Annotated in this window: 13 protein-coding genes; 6 read left to right on the plus strand and 7 right to left on the minus strand. The window is 67.9% G+C overall.

Annotation, left to right across the window (positions count from 1 at the left end):
- Positions 1-237: 237 nt before the first annotated feature.
- Entirely contained in the window at positions 238-870 is a 633-nt protein-coding gene (locus tag ACFORO_RS41555) for a TetR/AcrR family transcriptional regulator (protein WP_377870412.1), read from the minus strand.
- 31 nt (positions 871-901) lie between these two features.
- On the opposite strand from ACFORO_RS41555, the gene ACFORO_RS41560 reads away from it, so the two are divergent.
- The 4 genes from ACFORO_RS41560 (at position 902) to ACFORO_RS41575 (ending at position 8,013) form a co-directional block, all read left to right on the plus strand.
- Positions 902-2,119 (plus strand): erythromycin esterase family protein, encoded by a 1,218-nt coding sequence (locus ACFORO_RS41560; protein ID WP_377870411.1) that lies wholly within the window; start codon positions 902-904, stop codon positions 2,117-2,119.
- Positions 2,120-2,643: 524 nt separating this feature from the next.
- On the plus strand, positions 2,644-3,576 hold the full coding sequence (locus ACFORO_RS41565; RefSeq protein WP_377870410.1) for a S8 family peptidase: 933 nt from the start codon (positions 2,644-2,646) through the stop codon (positions 3,574-3,576).
- Positions 3,577-3,718: 142 nt separating this feature from the next.
- The gene (locus tag ACFORO_RS41570) at positions 3,719-7,096 is read left to right on the plus strand and encodes a pyruvate carboxylase (protein ID WP_377870409.1); all 3,378 of its coding nucleotides are present in this window, start codon (positions 3,719-3,721) and stop codon (positions 7,094-7,096) included.
- A 119-nt stretch (positions 7,097-7,215) separates the two neighbouring features.
- The gene (locus tag ACFORO_RS41575) at positions 7,216-8,013 is read left to right on the plus strand and encodes an arginase family protein (protein ID WP_354739341.1); all 798 of its coding nucleotides are present in this window, start codon (positions 7,216-7,218) and stop codon (positions 8,011-8,013) included.
- A 146-nt stretch (positions 8,014-8,159) separates the two neighbouring features.
- On the opposite strand, the gene ACFORO_RS41580 is transcribed toward ACFORO_RS41575, so the two are convergent.
- Positions 8,160-8,546 carry a GntR family transcriptional regulator gene (locus ACFORO_RS41580; protein ID WP_377870408.1) on the minus strand — a complete coding sequence of 129 codons (387 nt, stop codon included), beginning with the start codon at positions 8,544-8,546 and terminating at the stop codon, positions 8,160-8,162.
- Positions 8,547-9,275 (minus strand): hypothetical protein, encoded by a 729-nt coding sequence (locus tag ACFORO_RS41585; protein ID WP_377870407.1) that lies wholly within the window; start codon positions 9,273-9,275, stop codon positions 8,547-8,549.
- Between the two features lie 347 nt (positions 9,276-9,622).
- Between ACFORO_RS41585 and ACFORO_RS41590 the strand changes: the two genes are divergently transcribed.
- Entirely contained in the window at positions 9,623-10,921 is a 1,299-nt protein-coding gene (locus tag ACFORO_RS41590; protein ID WP_377870406.1) for a PucR family transcriptional regulator, read from the plus strand.
- 353 nt (positions 10,922-11,274) lie between these two features.
- Here ACFORO_RS41590 and ACFORO_RS41595 read toward each other — a convergent pair whose 3' ends face one another.
- A complete protein-coding gene (locus tag ACFORO_RS41595; RefSeq protein ID WP_377870405.1) occupies positions 11,275-12,819 on the minus strand; it encodes a DUF6801 domain-containing protein in 1,545 nt (514 codons plus the stop codon).
- 229 nt (positions 12,820-13,048) lie between these two features.
- Between ACFORO_RS41595 and ACFORO_RS41600 the strand changes: the two genes are divergently transcribed.
- Positions 13,049-13,999: an RCC1 domain-containing protein gene (locus tag ACFORO_RS41600; protein WP_377870404.1), complete on the plus strand. Its 951-nt coding sequence runs from the start codon at positions 13,049-13,051 to the stop codon at positions 13,997-13,999.
- Positions 14,000-14,046: 47 nt separating this feature from the next.
- Here ACFORO_RS41600 and ACFORO_RS41605 read toward each other — a convergent pair whose 3' ends face one another.
- The 3 genes from ACFORO_RS41605 to ACFORO_RS41615 all read right to left on the minus strand — a co-directional run bounded on the left by ACFORO_RS41605 (position 14,047) and on the right by ACFORO_RS41615 (position 16,129).
- Entirely contained in the window at positions 14,047-14,658 is a 612-nt protein-coding gene (locus tag ACFORO_RS41605; RefSeq protein WP_354739353.1) for a DUF6801 domain-containing protein, read from the minus strand.
- A 330-nt stretch (positions 14,659-14,988) separates the two neighbouring features.
- Positions 14,989-15,624: a hypothetical protein gene (locus ACFORO_RS41610; RefSeq protein WP_377870403.1), complete on the minus strand. Its 636-nt coding sequence runs from the start codon at positions 15,622-15,624 to the stop codon at positions 14,989-14,991.
- A gap of 34 nt (positions 15,625-15,658) precedes the next feature.
- Complete coding sequence (locus ACFORO_RS41615; RefSeq protein ID WP_377870402.1) at positions 15,659-16,129, minus strand: hypothetical protein; 471 nt, start codon at positions 16,127-16,129, stop codon at positions 15,659-15,661.
- Positions 16,130-16,233 lie beyond the last annotated feature (104 nt).

The following is a 16,233-nucleotide window of genomic DNA, read 5'->3' on the forward strand; positions in this document are numbered from 1 at the left end:
GCCGTCAGCGACCCGATCTTGGTCCATCCGCGGCTTACACGGTTGTCATGACACGGCCCTCCGCTGTCGTCGTTTGGCGGTGAGTGCCGAGCTGGCTCGTCTGCCAGCTTTGCTCCACTGTCGCAGTTCGCCACGCCATCGCCGTCGCGCGGCGAATGCCAAGCCAGCTCACTTATCAACCCCGACTCCACCCGTCGCCGTTTTCCGGCAACAAGCCTCCCTCACTCCAACCGGGAATCACCCCCCGTCGCCACTCCCCGGCAACCGCCTGCCCAACACTCCCGCCCGAGCCGCCGCGGCCCCCGCCTCCGCCGCGACCCCAGCCGTCTCCTCCGACACCGGTTCCCGCGACACGAACAGCCGGTAAAACACCGGCCCGCACACCGTCCGAGTCACCTCGTCCGGGTCGGTGTCGGCCGGCACCTCGCCGCGCGCCACCGCCCGCTCCACGATCACCGCGGCTCGGGCATGCCGGTCCTGGTAGAACTCGCGCAACGCCTCGGCCGCCCGTTCCGAGTGGAATGCCGCCAGCACCGCGGCCGTCGGCAGCTCCCGTTGCTCCGGCAAGGTCAACGCGCGCACCACGTCCAACGCCAGTTGCCGCAAATCGGCGACAAGCGAACCGGTGTCCGCCGGACTCCACGGTTCAGCAGTGCCGAATCGCAACGCCGCCGCGACCAGTCCTTCGCGCGACTCCCATCGCCGATAAACGGTCGTCTTGTGCACGCCCGACCGCTCGGCGACGGCCTCGACCGTCAGCTCGGTGAACCCGACCTCCGCCAGCAGATCGAGCGTCGCCCGCAAAACGGCGACGCGCGTGCGTTCCGTGCGCCCGCCCGGCCGGCTGGTCCCCGGTAACTCGGTTGTCAATCGCTACCCCTGTTGCATTAGTGTCCTCAGTATGACACCGCTGAGCACCCGTTCGCCCCTGGACGGCGACGTCGCCTCGATCACCGACCTGATCGGCGACGCGCGCATCGTCGCGATCGGCGAGAACAACCACCACATTCGCGAGTTCGGCGAACTCCGCACCCGGTTGCTCCGCCGGCTCGTCGAGGACCACGGGTTCACGGTGCTCGGTTTCGAGTCGGGATTCGCCGAGGGCGATCTGGTCCAGCAGTGGCTGAGCGGTGGTCCCGGCGATGTCGCCGATATCGGGCGAGAAGGATTTACCTTCTCCCTCGGCGAGTCGGCCGAAGTGCACGAAATGCTGACCTGGATGCGCAGCCACGGCGGCGTCCGATTCTCCGGCCTCGACCTGCCCAGTTCGGCCGGTTCGCCGCAACCAGCGTTGCGGATTGTCCGCAGCTTCGTGGAGGACGTCGATCCGGAGGTGCTTCCGCTGGTCGACGCCGCGATCACCGCATCCGAGCCGTACTCGGCAGTCAGCAGCGCGGTCGCGCCTGGCCGCTATGCGGCAATGACCACCGCAGACCAGGACGCCGCGACGGCCGCGTTGACGACTCTCGTAGCGCACCTTCGTTCCCTGTCACCAGTTTATCGGCAACGGAGCGAGCCAGCCCGGTACGCCATCGCCGAACACCACGCGGTCGGCGCGCTTCGTGTCGACACGTACCTGCGCGAACTCAGCGCGATGATGGCGGGAACAGCACCGTCGCTCCAGGGGTCGTCTCGCGACACGTACATGGCCGCCACCGTGAAGCTGCTTCGCCAGCTACACGGCGAAGGCGAGAAAATCGTGGTGATGGTCCACAACGGACACCTGCAGCGAGTGCCTTTCGCCGCTCTGCCGACCATGACGTTCCCTTCCGCCGGGACTCACCTCGCCGCGGAGTTCGGCGACGACTACTTCGCTCTTGGCCTGACCGCCGGCACCGGCACGACCACTGGCCTCGAGCCGGACGAGAGCGAACGTCTCGGCTTCCGGGTCTATGGACAGGAGCTGGAACCGCCCGTCGAAGGCAGTGTCGAAGCGGCCCTGGCAGGTTCGGATCCGTGCGTGGTCGATTTGCGGCAAGACCGAGCGCAAGGCCTGACCGGACCGTCGAGCCTGCGGCACGCGCACATGTTCACCAAGGTCGACGTCGCGCAAGCCTTCGACGCGCTGGTCTACCTGCCGACGATGTCGGTGAGCGCACACGTCCCAGCCGCGAAGTAGCCCTCGGCCGTCCAGCGGCTCGCCACCTAACGGCGAAACCTGCCGGTCTGGCCAACGCTCGCCGCTTAGTGGCGGAAATCTGCCGGTCCGCCAACGCTCGCCACCCAGCGGCGAAACCCGCCGGTCTGCCAACGCTTGCCATCCGGTGGCGAAACCTGTCGGCCTGCCAGCGGTTGGCCGCTCAGCGGCGAAACTCGTCAGTCTTCCAACGCTTGGCCGCGTAGTGGCGAAGCGTGTCGTTTGGTCAACGGTCGGCCGCCGAGCGGCGAAACCTGTCGGTCTGCCAGCAGTTGGCCGTCCAACGGCGAAACCCGCCAGCCGGTCCACGGCTGGCCACGCATCGGCGACACCTGTCGTTCGGCCACCCGTTAGCCACCCAGCGGCGAAACATCGATGGGCGCAGTTCATCGTCCCCCTTATCGGTCGCTTACTAGTGCGTCCGGCCGGGCGGACATCGGACAGGGACCAACCCATCGTGTGACGTCGAGTTGCCGCCCGGTGGCGACCGGGATACGACCGCAGGCATGCGGAACCGAGCGGCTCGTGGCCTTTTTTCGGCAACACTGACATTCCTGCTGGTCGCCGGTGTGCAACCGGCCGCGCTGGCGGCGAGCGGGACGCAGGCCAACCCGCCGAGTTGGGCGCTCGACCGGATCGACCAGCGAACCGGCCTCGACCAGAAGTACCACTACGACTCGGACGGTTCCGGAGTCACCGTCTACGTGATCGACAGCGGCGTCGACGCCAAACACCCGGATCTGCAGGGCCGGGTCATGCCGGGCAAGGATTTCCTCACCACTGGCACGGACACGTCGGACACCAACGGCCACGGCACGCGAGTCGCGGGAATCGTTGCGGGACACAGCTACGGCGTCGCCAAGGGTGCGCAGATCTTCCCGGTCCGGGTGCTCGACAAGGCTGGCGGCGGCGCGACCGACACGATCATCGCCGGCCTGAACTGGGTCGCCCAGAACGCGCACCAACCAGCGGTCGCGGTGCTGGGCATCGGCGGAGTGCCGAACGAGCAGCTCGACAACGCGGTCAAGGGTGTCGCCGCGTCGATGCCGATCGTGGTCCCGGCGGGGGAGGGCAGCACCGACGCCAGCCAGACCTCGCCCGCCCGCGTGCCCGACGCACTCACCGTGGGTGCGACGGACGTCCAGGACCAGGTCGCGCCCTTCTCGAACTTCGGCACGTCGCTCGACCTGTACGCACCGGGCGTCGACATCCCCGCGCCGATCGCCGGAACCGCCGATGTCGGGACCCTGTCCGGCACCTCGATGGCAGCGGCGGTGACCGCCGGCGCGGTGGCCCTCTACCGGTCTTCGCACCCGGATACCGCGCCCAATGCGGTCAGCGAAGCAATTGTGCAGGACGCAACGCAGAACGTGGTCAAGAATGCGCCCTCCGGAACTGCGAATCGGCTGTTGTGCACACTGCCTGCGGGAACGCCCTGACGGTTGCGGGACGACGGCTCGGCCAGCATCATGCATGCAGGTCGGCGTGCATGATGTCCATCACCTGGACTACGGCTCCCGCACCGCGGGACGAACCGGGTAACGTGCCTTCGATACCGATCCGAAAAGGGAAGGACCGGGCATGTTCCGCAAAGTGCTGGTGGCCAATCGCGGCGAAATCGCGATCCGGGCGTTCCGCGCAGGCTACGAACTGGGCGCGGGCACAGTCGCTGTGTTTCCGCACGAAGACCGCAACTCTCTGCACCGGCTGAAGGCCGACGAGGCCTACGAGATCGGCGAACCGGGCCATCCGGTCCGCGCCTACCTCTCGGTCGAGGAGATCGTCAAGGCCGCCAAGAAGGCGGGCGCGGACGCGGTCTATCCGGGCTATGGCTTTCTGTCGGAGAACCCCGACCTGGCCAAGGCCTGCGAAGAAGCGGGGATCACCTTCGTCGGCCCGAGCGCCGACATCCTCGAACTGACCGGCAACAAGGCGCGCGCGGTCAAGGCGGCGCGCGAGGCCGGCGTGCCGGTGCTCGGTTCGTCGCAGCCGTCCAGCAACGTCGACGAGCTGGTCGCGGCGGCCGACGAACTCGGCTTCCCGGTGTTCGTCAAGGCGGTCGCGGGCGGCGGCGGCCGAGGCATGCGCCGCGTCGAGGACCCGGCTTTGCTGCGCGAGTCGATCGAGGCCGCCGCGCGCGAGGCCGAGTCCGCGTTCGGCGACCCGACCGTGTTCCTGGAGAAGGCCGTGGTCGAACCGCGGCACATCGAGGTCCAGATCCTCGCCGACGGCGCGGGCAACGTGATCCACCTCTTCGAGCGCGACTGTTCCGTGCAGCGTCGCCACCAGAAGGTCGTCGAGCTGGCCCCCGCGCCGAACCTCGACCCCGAGCTGCGCGACCGCATCTGCGCCGACGCCGTGAAATTCGCCCGGCAGATCGGCTACCGCAACGCGGGCACCGTCGAATTCCTGCTGGACCGCAAGGGCAAGCACGTGTTCATCGAGATGAACCCGCGCATCCAGGTCGAGCACACGGTCACCGAAGAGGTCACCGACGTCGACCTCGTGCAGTCCCAGCTGCGGATCGCGTCCGGGGAAACCCTCGACGACCTCGGCCTGTCGCAGGACAAGATTTACCTGCGCGGCGCCGCCCTCCAGTGCCGCATCACGACCGAGGACCCGGCCAACGGTTTCCGCCCGGACATCGGCATGATCAGCGCCTACCGCTCGCCGGGCGGTTCGGGCATCCGGCTCGACGGCGGAACCGCGTTCTCCGGCACCGAGATCAGCGCCCACTTCGACTCGCTGCTGGTGAAACTCACCTGCCGCGGCCGTGATTTCCGCACCGCGGTCGGCCGCGCCCGCCGCGCGGTCGCCGAGTTCCGTATCCGCGGAGTGGCGACGAACATCCCCTTCCTTCAGGCGGTGCTGGACGATCCAGACTTCCGCGAGGGCAACGTCACTACGTCGTTCATCGAGGAACGGCCGCATCTGCTGACCGCGCGCCACTCCGCCGACCGCGGCACGCGCCTGCTCACTTACCTCGCCGACCAGACGGTGAACCGTCCGAACGGCGAGCGCCCGCGCACGCCCGAGGCTGCGGCGAAGCTGCCGAAACTGCCTGCGGATCTCACTCCTCCGGACGGCTCCAAGCAGAAGCTGACCGAACTCGGCCCGGAGGGATTCGCGCGCTGGCTGCGGGAAACGCCGCAGCTCGGCGTCACGGACACCACCTTCCGCGACGCCCACCAGTCGCTGCTCGCGACGCGCGTCCGGACGAAGGACCTGCTGGCCGTCGCCCCGGTTGTCGCCGCGACTGTGCCGCAGTTGCTGTCCCTGGAGTGCTGGGGCGGCGCGACCTACGACGTCGCGCTGCGGTTCCTTGCCGAGGACCCGTGGGAACGGCTGGAGCGGCTGCGCAAGGCCGTGCCGAACATCTGCCTGCAGATGCTTCTCCGCGGCCGCAACACCGTGGGCTACACGCCTTATCCGACCGAGGTCACCACGGCCTTTGTCGAGGAGGCCACCGCGACCGGCATCGACATCTTCCGCATCTTCGACGCGCTCAACGACGTCGAGCAGATGCGGCCGGCCATCGAAGCCGTGCGCGCCACTGGGACCGCGGTCGCCGAGGTCGCGCTCTGCTACACCTCCGATCTGTCCGACCCGAACGAGAAGCTCTACACGCTCGACTACTACCTCAAGCTCGCCGAGCAGATCGTCGGAGCCGGGGCACACGTCCTGGCCATCAAGGACATGGCCGGCCTGCTCCGCGCGCCGGCCGCGGCTCGGCTGGTGACCGCGCTGCGCAAGGAATTCGACCTTCCGGTGCACATCCACACGCACGACACCGCCGGCGGTCAGCTCGCCACCTACCTGGCCGCCATCCAGGCTGGTGCTGACGCCGTGGACGGTGCCGTGTCGTCGATGGCGGGCACCACGTCGCAGCCGTCGCTCGGCTCGATCGTCGCGGCGACCGACCACTCCGACCGCAGCACCGGCCTCGACCTGCACGCGATCGGCGACCTGGAGCCGTACTGGGAGAGCGTCCGCAAGATCTACGCCCCGTTCGAGGCTGGTCTCGCGTCGCCCACCGGCCGCGTCTACGACCACGAGATCCCCGGCGGTCAGCTCTCCAACCTGCGCACGCAGGCGATCGCGCTGGGCCTCGGCGACCGGTTCGAGGACATCGAGGCCATGTATGCCGCGGCGGACAAGATCCTCGGCCACCTCGTGAAGGTCACGCCTTCGTCGAAGGTGGTCGGCGACCTCGCGCTGCACCTCGTCGGCGCCGGCGTCTCCCCGGCGGACTTCGAGGCGGAGCCGAACAAGTTCGACATCCCCGACTCGGTGATCGGGTTCCTGCGCGGCGAACTGGGCGACCCGCCCGGCGGCTGGCCGGAGCCGTTCCGCACCAAGGCGCTCGAAGGCCGTTCGGCGGCCAAACCGGTCGGCGAACTGTCCGAAGAGGACCACAAGGAACTCGCCGACAACCGCCGCGGCGCGCTGAACCGGCTGCTGTTCCCCGGGCCCACCAAGGAATTCCTCGCGCACCGCGACGCGTACGGCGACACCAGCGTGCTCCCGAGCAAGGACTTCTTCTACGGTCTGCGCCCGGGTGAGGAGTACTCGGTGGACCTCGAACCCGGCGTCCGGCTGCTCATCGAGCTGGAAGCCATCGGCGAGGCCGACGAACGCGGCGTGCGGACCGTCATGTCCACGCTCAACGGCCAGCTGCGGCCGATCCAGATCCGCGACCGTTCCATCGCCTCGGACATCCCGGCCACCGAAAAGGCCGAGAAGGGCAACCCGAAGCAGATCGCCGCGCCGTTCGCGGGCGTGGTGACGCTGCAAGTGGCCGAGGGCGACCAGGTGGCGGCCGGAGCGACCGTGGCGACGATCGAGGCCATGAAGATGGAAGCGTCGATCACCGCTTCGGCGGCGGGCAAAGTCGGTCGGCTGGCAATCACCTCCGTTCAGCAGGTAGAGGGCGGAGACCTTCTCATCGTGCTCGAATAACCTGCTTTCGCGCCACTTTTTACCGCGCGAGGGGTCCCCTCGCTCCGAAACGGAGCGAGGGGACCCCTCGCACTATTTAAAGCTCGCCTTTTCCGGGGTGTTCGCGCTAGCGTCGATGCATGCTGATCAACGCGGTGCCGCAATGGCAGGGCGCGCTCAGCCCCGGGGCAAAGGGGCTGATCGAGGGCTGCCGCGCACTTTCCGAACTGGCCGGGCACGTGCTCGGCAAACCGGTGCACCACGTGCGCCAGGACGCGGCGACGTCCGATGTCGTGACCGGGATAGCCAACCGGGCCGTGCTCACGGGCACGAACCGGCAGCTGCAGCTCGCCGCGCTCGAAGCGCCGGAAGGCCCGGTGCTCACGATCGGCGGCGACTGCGGCGTTGAGCTCGTCCCGGTCGGCGTCGCGCGTTTCCGTTACGGCGCAACGCTTGGCGTCGCGTGGTTCGACGCGCACGCGGACTTGAACACGGCGGATTCTTCGCCGTCGGGCGCGTATCACGGCATGGTGCTGCGGTCGCTGTTCGGCGAAGGCGACAAGGATTTCGCCGCGAGCCCGGCGCTCGAACGAGGCCGGGCGGTGCTGTTCGGCACCCGTTCGCTCGATTCCGCGGAAGAGGAAGCCATTGCCGGCGGCCTCGTTGTGCGCTCCGACGATGTCGCCGGAGCGCTGAACGCGGCGGGAGCCGACCGCGTTTATCTGCATGTGGATTTGGACATTCTTGATCCCGAAGAGTTCCCCGGAGTGAATTATCCGGAGCCCGGCGGGCTCACGATCGCCGAATTGGCCGAAGCAATCGACGGACTTTCCGGAATGGACGTCGTCGGTGCGGGCATCACGGAATGCGTCGGCACGGAAGTCGCCGCGCTGGAACCCGTGCTGGCCGCGGTGGGGAGGGTGCTGATGGAGGGCTGAACCTCCGCATTGAGGCGGGATGATCCGCGCCTCGTCCGGTGGGTGGACCGCGGGAACGCACGGGCAAGAAGGAGGTGTGCCCGAGACCGTGCGGAAGACGGTTCACAATACGGCGATAACCGCGTCGGCCGGACGAACGCCCGGATTCACCGCAGCGGTGCGTCCAGGCTCGCCAGAGCCACGCGCACGGCGTCGACGGCTTCGTCCGGCGCGACCCCGAGCTCCCGGCTGTGCCGGGCGTATTCGGCGGCTGCGCTGCGAAGCAGGGTGCCCGGGTCCGGTCGTTCGGCCGGGCCGGTCACGACGGTTCCGCGTGCTCGTGCGGTGGTGACCCAGCCGGCGGCCTCAAGCTCGCGGTACACGCGGGCGACGGTCCCGGAGGCGAGCCCGAGGTCCCTCGAAAGCTGACGGATCGGCGGCAGACGGGCCTCCCTGGCAAGGGATCCGGTCGTGATCGCGCGGACGATTTGGTCGTGCACCTGACGCCAGGGCGGAATCCCGCTGTCGGCGTCGACCACTACTCGCAGCGGCATCTACCGCGCTGCCGTGGTCGTTGCGCGCTGCTTCGGCGGCGGGCCGACGATCGCGAGGAACGCGGCGACGGTGACCACGAACGCGAGGAACGTGGAGAGGTTCCCGATCGTCGTCCAGCCGAGTGTGGCAGCCGTTCCGGTGCCGAGCCCGAGAGCGACACGGGCGCTGCGGATGCGTAGTGCCAGGTCGACTTCCGGATCGCCGGCGGCCGGACGCCGCACCGCGAGGAGCACGATGATCCACGACACCGCGGCCGCGCCGACGGTCACCGCGAGCGGGCCCCATTGCCGCAAAACGGCGAGATGCACGACGGCGGCGACGGTGGCCAGCCCGGAGACGATGACCGTCCACAACGGAGCGAAATCGAGCACGCCGCGTGGTGCGAGCACGGCTTCCCTGCGGGATTCCCGTGAGGGACGCTGCGCGAGAATTTCGGCGGCGAGCCCGCCGAGCAGCACCACGAACACCAGCGAGTTCGCGTTCCGTTCGCCGACCAGATCCGTCGCGCCCGGGATGAGCGGGAGACCGAGGAACAGCCACGGGTACCAGAATCGCCGACGACGCAGGTAACGCACGGCTACCGACACCTGGTCGGCGGTCGGGTTCCGCACGCCCCATTTCGCGAGCAGCCGAGCGCCTTGCTTCTCGCCTGGCCACAACGCGACGAGGATGATCAGCCCGAACAGGCCGGTGATGCCCGCGACGGCGAGCGCCGAGTCGAGTTGCATCGTGGACCCCTCCCTCTTGTATCAAGTACATGCTACAAGAGGGCTGTCGGCTCTGCCGGGTGACGCTCCGTGGTCGTCTTCGCTGCCCGCTGGGTCGCCGCTGAAGGCAGGCGCCCAGGTTCGCCCGTTCGTACGCACGGCGTAGCGCGCCTGGTGGTGTGTTGTCGCGATGTGCCGCTATGACCTCGTGAACTTGTCACGAACGTGACAAGAAATCGGTTTCTTCGGCGACTCGTGACACATTTGGCGTTGGTTTTTCGATGTGCCGGGTGTCACCCCTCAATGGATGCGGGGCTTCTGGCGGTGCTGAGGCGCCGCCGGGGACCGGGCGGAGCGAAGGAGCTGCGATGTCGGTGGAGCGGGGACTCGATCACGCTGTGCCGCCGGCTGCGCTGCCGCGCAAGCTCGCCGAGATCCTGCGGCCCGAGCTGGCGAGCCTGTCCGCCGAGATCGTCGACGAAATACGCGCGACGATTCCCGCCTACGCACGACCGCTCGACGGTCCGTACGGGAGATCGATCCGTGCGGGTGTCGAGTACGCGATCACGCTGTTCGTCGCGCAGATCGCTGACCCGCGGGCGTCGAAGGAACAGTCGCACGAGGTGCACCATCGGCTAGGGCAGAACGAGATGAGGGAAGGACGGAGCCTCGACACCCTGCAGTCGGCCTATCGCGTGGGCGCGCGCGTCTCGTGGCGCCGGATCATGCGCGTCGGACGGCGGGCTGGTCTTTCGTCGGCAGTGATGTCGCAGTTGGCTGATGCCATGTTGGCGTTTATGGACGAATTGGCTTCTGTGGCGCTGGATGGCTACTTAGAGGCGAAAGCCCGCACTGCCGGCGCGTTGGACACTTGGCGGCGACGGCTGCTCGGCGTCTTGCTGGAGGTGCCAGCTGCTCCGCCGAAGGCGATTGCGGAGCTGGCGCAGCTCACCGGTTGGGCTGTGCCGGAGCAGGCGTCGCCGATTGCCGTCCATTCGCCACTGAACGGCAGGGCCCGCCGGCATGCGACGTTGGACTCCGACGTCCTGGCGGAACTGGACTCCGCCGAGCCGTGCATCGTCGTTCCCGGCGCGGTTAATGGTGCGCGCCTGGCGACACTTCAGGCAGCGCTGCCGAATTACCGGTTGTCCGTCGGGCCGTGTGTGCCGTTGGCCAGCCTCGCCGATTCCCTGCGCTGGGCGCGCCGGACACTGGTTCTCGCCGATAGGGGGCGAATCCCGACCGAACGAGTACTCCGCGCCGAGGACCACCTTGCCGCGCTGCTGGTGCATTCGGACGGTGCGCTGACGGAGCTCCTTCGTGCCCGGCTGTTCGCTCCCCTGGCGGACATGACCGACAAGCAACAGGATCGTTTGCTCGAAACGTTGCGTGCGTGGCTCGACAGTCAGGGGAACGTCGTCGAGATCGCCGAGCGTCTGAAAGTGCATCCGCAGACGGTGCGGTATCGCATGCGCCAGTTGCAGGCGACGTTCGGCGAGCTGTTGCGCGATCCGGCTGCGCGGTTCGAGATGGAGCTGGTCTTGCGTGCGGCCGCGTCCGAGAACCTGCGGGCAGAACTGCTTTGGCCGACACCGCTCAAGAGCGCGAGCGTGGTGCCGGCCAGTCGACGGCCCAGCTCGTACGAGGATGCGAAAAGTCACCGGTGACCAGCGGATACGGGCTGTTGCCGAAAAATGGCGAAACGTCGGCGAGCGCCTTTCGAAGCCGAGTTGACGTGCTTCGGACCGGCCGTGGCTGAGTTGGTGTAATGCGGACTGGCTGCGGCTGAGTTGGCGGCAGTTGGTTATGTCGCTGGTTCGCCGACGGTGCGGTGGATAGCGATTAGCCAGGTCTGCGCAGGGAGAGGGTGTCGCTGGTTTGGCGGTTCAGCGTCGAATGGGCGAGCGGCCGAACCAGCGTTGTGTGAGGTGTTGTCTGTTGGCGGCGAGGATTCGCCGTTCCGCGGCCAAAGCCCGTCAGATCATTGTGGTGACGCGGCGCTGGATTAAGGCGGTGTTTGTCAGTTCGGTCGGGTAGACGGGGAGACGGCCGTAGCGGGATGGTTCGTCGTGGGGCCGGGGGTTGGCGAGATTGTCTCTGGCCCGGTGTTGAGCGTCCGCCCGGTGTTTGGCGCGGTGTTCGGTTTGGGGGTCGAGCCCGGCGGGGTCGGGGGTGGCGGGCACTGGGTGTGGTTCGGCTTGGTGCATTCGCCGAAGTTGACGGCGACGACCTTGGCCTGGTTGATGTTCGTCGTGGTGGAGGCCATGCCGGTCAACAGGGGGTTGAGCGGTTCGGCGACGCCGCAGTGGACGAACGGGGGCAACGTGAAACCGCGGTAGTCGGGATCCGGCGCGTTCGGGTCGGTACCGACGGTGCCGCCTTGCAGTGCGTTGTACGGGCCGAAAAGATTGAGGGAAATCGGCGAGGCGGAGACGCAGTCCGGGCCGAGGTCCAGGGGGACGCCGTTGACCGTGGCGTTGCTCATCCTGGCCATGACCTTGACGTGAGTGGTCAGGATGGTCTCGCCGGGCGGTGCGCTGAGCTGCGCGTTGAGTTCGATCAGCTTGGCGTTGTGGTAGTCGGCGGGGAGGAACTCGACCGTGGCGCTCACCGGCACGAAGCCGAAACCCAGGAAGGTCGCCGTGACCGGCTTGAAGCCGACGGACCCCGTGATCGTGCTCGGATCGTGCTGGATGCCGTTGTCGTCCAGCACAATCGTCCAGACTCCGTTGAGCAGGCCGGTCGGTTTGCTGGTGACGGTCGCGCCCACCCGGTAGATCGACGAATTGGCGACGATCTGCACCAGGTTCAGCGGCGTCACGATGGTGAACCCGCCGCTGTCCTGCGGGGCGGCTTCACCGCGCGGCGCGGCGGGCGGCGGAGTGTCCGGGTTGCTTGCGCTTGGTTTGGCGGGAGCTGGGGCGACGAGGATCGAGGCCAGCGCGGTCTTCTGGTTCGGGGCCAGGGTGCACCGGACTGGCGTAGCCTCGGTGGTGGCTTCGGTCGCCGGTTTCAGGGCGATGGCCGGGGCACCGACGTCGAAGGTGACTTCGCCGGGGACGGTGATCGCCTGGTCCGGCAAGTCCGCGGTCGCGGTGAACTGGACGTCGCCGTTTTCCGGCAACGGCGTGGGGGCAATCGTGAACGGCGCGGGGATCGCGGTGCTCTTGTCGCCTTGATGTGCGGTCAGGTCCAGGGTCAAGCCGCCGCGGAGGCTGGTGGTGGGGGCCGGTGCCAGCTGGGTCGCGACGGCCCGGGGAAGCGTGAACGACGCGGTCAAGGAACGGAATTTGACTGCGGAGCCGACTGTCGCCGTCGCGGGCAGGGTGGCGGTCGTCTTGAGAGTGATCCGCTGGGGGCCGGCAGGGGCGGCGAACGGGCAGTCGAGGGCGACGTCCGCGGATGCTTGTTGTTCGCCGGACGAAGGCGGGGCGGCCGGGGGTGTCGCGTCGGTCGCGGCGGAGCTGATGCCGGTCAGGCCGCCGGTCCCGATCGACAGGGCGGCGAGGATCGCCAGCGCGGTCAAGGTCGTGCGGCGGGGAGTCAGCCTGCGGAGTGCTGGCATTGAGACGCCCTCCTCGCCCGCGGGAAATCGTTCTCCGGCGAAGTTACCGGTGGGTTTACCGGGCGGGCAAGAGGGTTGGCCACAGGGGAGAATTTCCCTTGGCGGAGAAGGGTTTTCTTATGCTCGCGGGCTAGTTTGGGGCGGTGTTTTCATCGGAATCTGACAAAGAATCCGCGCGCCCGCCGACGGCTGCGAGTATCGCCGGAAAAGTGCGGAGAAAGGGGCTGCGATGGCGACCGGATACAGACAGTGGGGCAGGGCTGCGGCATTCGTTGCCGCGGTCGTCGCGCTCGGGACGGGCGAGGTGACTGCGGCTGCCGCGAGCGAGCCGCAGTTGACGGCGGCGAACGGGGTCTACGCGTGGGGGGTGACGAACGCGATTCTCCGGACGCCGGCGACAGTCTCGTCCGGCGTGTCCGCGGTGTCGGCTGGGGGACTGGTCGCGCTGGCGCTCAAGAACGGCGCCGTGATCGCCTGGGGGGACAACAACTTCGGCGAGACCGAGGTGCCCGCGGACCTCGCGTCCGGGACGAGTCAGATCGCCGCTGGCTGGACGCACGGGCTCGGCCTCAAGGGCGGCAAGGTGTACGCGTGGGGGAACGACTGGTACGGCCAGACTGATCTTCCGGCAACGGTGTCCAGCGGCGTGACCGCGATTTCCACCAGTTCGGTGCACAGCCTCGCGTTGCTTCAGAACGGCCAGGTCGTGAGCTGGGGCAGCCGGTCGGATGTGCCGGACTTCGCGCAGTCGGGCGTCGCCGCGATCTCTGCGGGCGGGGACCACAATCTCGTGCTGAAGAACGGCGGCGTGCTCGCGTGGGGCAACAATACGTATGGCCAGGCAACGGTTCCGGCGGCGGCGCAATCCGGGGTGACGGCGATTTCGACCGGGTTCGAGCATAGTCTCGCGCTCAAAAACGGCGGCGTGCTCGCGTGGGGGCGCGACAACGTCGGCCAGACTGACGTGCCGCCGGCGGCGACGAGCGGGGTGGTCGCGATCGACGCGGGATGGAACCACAATCTCGCGTTCAAGGCGGACGGGTCCGTCGTCGGCTGGGGCAACAACACCTACGGCCAGGCGACCGTGCCTCGGCCGCCGATCTGCGGGCCGGTTGTCAGCGGGTCCGCGGGCGACGAGTTCAGCCTGGTGGTGACGGATCGTTCGATTCCCTGCCGCTGAACCGAAAACGGAGGGGCGGCACTCGGCCGCCCCTCCGCCGGGATGGGTCAGGAAATGGTGCCCGACGGGCTGAAGCTGGTGCCCGACGCGGCGGTGCACTGCATGGTCCAAGGAGTCCAGCTGCCGTCGGACGCCTTGTGGAACTCGAGTTGCGCGGAGAGCGCCGTGTCGAGGCCGAACGTCACCGTGCCGGGGCTGGCCGGCGCGGTGTAGGTCGGGATCGACGACGTCGACGTCTGCGCGATGTTCACCGTGATCGGGCCGCCCGCCGGGTAGATCTGCTCCGGGATCTGCAGGCCGGAGGCGTCCGACGGGGAGAGCGAACCGTTGTCGACGGTGATCGGGACGTCGGCGGTGCCGCGGATTCCGTCGTAACCCGCGGCGGTGAGCAGCGCGTGGACCAGCGCGGTGATGGTCGCGGTGCCGGAAACGTTGGTCGGGGTCGTGGTGCCGTTCACGGGGATCGTGTCCGGGCCGTTGAACTGCGCGGTGACCGCCACGTTCTGCGCCGGGATGGCCGGGAATGTGCAGCTGTAGGTCGCGGGGCCGGCCTGGTAGGTCGCGGTGGCGGCCGAGGCCGTGCCCGCGGTCAGGACCGCGATCGCGCCTACGGCGACGCCGGTCATCACGCCGGTGGACAGTTTGCTGAGCCGGGGCATACCATTCTCCTTAGATCGGACTGCAGTTTTCGCGGCGATCCTGCGCAGTGGGGACGGAGGTTTCCGCGGATTCCGTTCCGGGACATTCGCCGGGAACGGGGATCGGCTCGGTAGGGAATCCCGGCCGCGAGCCCAAGGTTACCCGTGAGTTCAGTCGACAACAACCCTGCTCCGCGCCTGGTCCGCAGGTCGGCAACTGGACCGATTCTTTTGTCAGCGGCAGCGTAAACAGTATCGGCGTTTCGTGCGGGGGTGACAATTAATTCAAGATCAGGTATGCGAAAAAGGAGTACCGGAAAGGTATCCGGTACTCCTTTTTCATGGGGTTGATCAGTTCTTCGAGGTCAGGGTCAGGGATATCGTGTTGTCCGGTCCGGACACCAGTGCGCCGAGTGCGAGATCGGCGATGAAGCAGTTCTTGAAGTCCGGAATGGTGTAGTTGCCGGTCAGCGTGATCGGCTTGGTGATGTCGACGTTCGCCGCGCTCAGGGTCAGGTCGATCGGCTTGACGGTCGTGCAGCTGCCGGGCACGGTCGGCACCGGGAAGACCGGCACGATCGGGCCCGCCCAGATGTCGCTGATCTCCATGTTCGCGGTTTCGTGGGTGGTGAGGGTGCCGTTCGCGAGGCTGCCGGTCGCGGGCGCGGTCGGGGTGACGGTGACCGTCGCCTTGATCTTGAAACCGCCGGCGAGCAGCGAAATGTGCGCGGTGGACGGCGGCAATTGCAGATTGGCGTTGAGTCCGACGGCTCCGGTTTGGTCGTCGACCAGGAGATTTCCGGCGAGAGTTCCGGGGCCGAGGTCGAGCGTGCTGCCGGTCTTCTTCACGACCGTGCTTCCCGCCACCGAGTAAGAGATCGGAATGGGTATTTCGGTCGCCGACGCGGGAACGGCGGAGGCGAGGCTGACCGCGGTCGCGGCGGTCGCGGCGAGCACGCCGATTCGGGCGATCCGGGAAATGGGCATGACGGTACTCCTTCGGCGGTGAGGAAACAGAATTTCATCGGGGCGCGAGATCCGTGACGTACCAGTTTCCGTCAATGCGCTGAGCGGTGACGGACAGTTGTGCCGCAGCGGTTTCCGGAGTGGCGGAATTCCCCCTCGTAGCGGACTGGTCGAGGAAAACGAGCAACTGTGCGTTGTTTTCGGTGAGTTGCTGGACGGACGTGGCGGAGACTCGCGAGGCGAGAGTCAGTCGTTGGCCCGGGGCCATGGTGCGGACCTGGGCGAAGAGCTTCTCGTAGGACTCGCGGGCGTGGCCGCGCAGCAGGGTGGCGGCGGCGTTCTCGGTGACGCCGGTTTTGTCGTAGGTGTAGGAGAAGATCTTGTTGAGGGTGAGGCTGATGGCGGAGGTGACTTCGGCGGTGGCGGGTTGATCGGTCAGCGCGTGGTTTGAGGCGGCGGCGGACGCGGAGGTGGAGCGGGCTTCGACGGTGCACCAGACGCCGACGGCGGTGAGGAGGACGGTCAAGGCCAGGAGGAGTGCGGGGAGGCGGCGGGTGTTCGCGGGTTCGGGGTCTGGGGGAGGTGGGGTGGTTGGCTCGGCGTCGAGTGGGTCGGCGGTCGAGGGCTGAG

This window comes from Amycolatopsis halotolerans (assembly GCF_042647905.1).
In the GTDB taxonomy this organism is placed as follows: domain Bacteria; phylum Actinomycetota; class Actinomycetes; order Mycobacteriales; family Pseudonocardiaceae; genus Amycolatopsis; species Amycolatopsis halotolerans.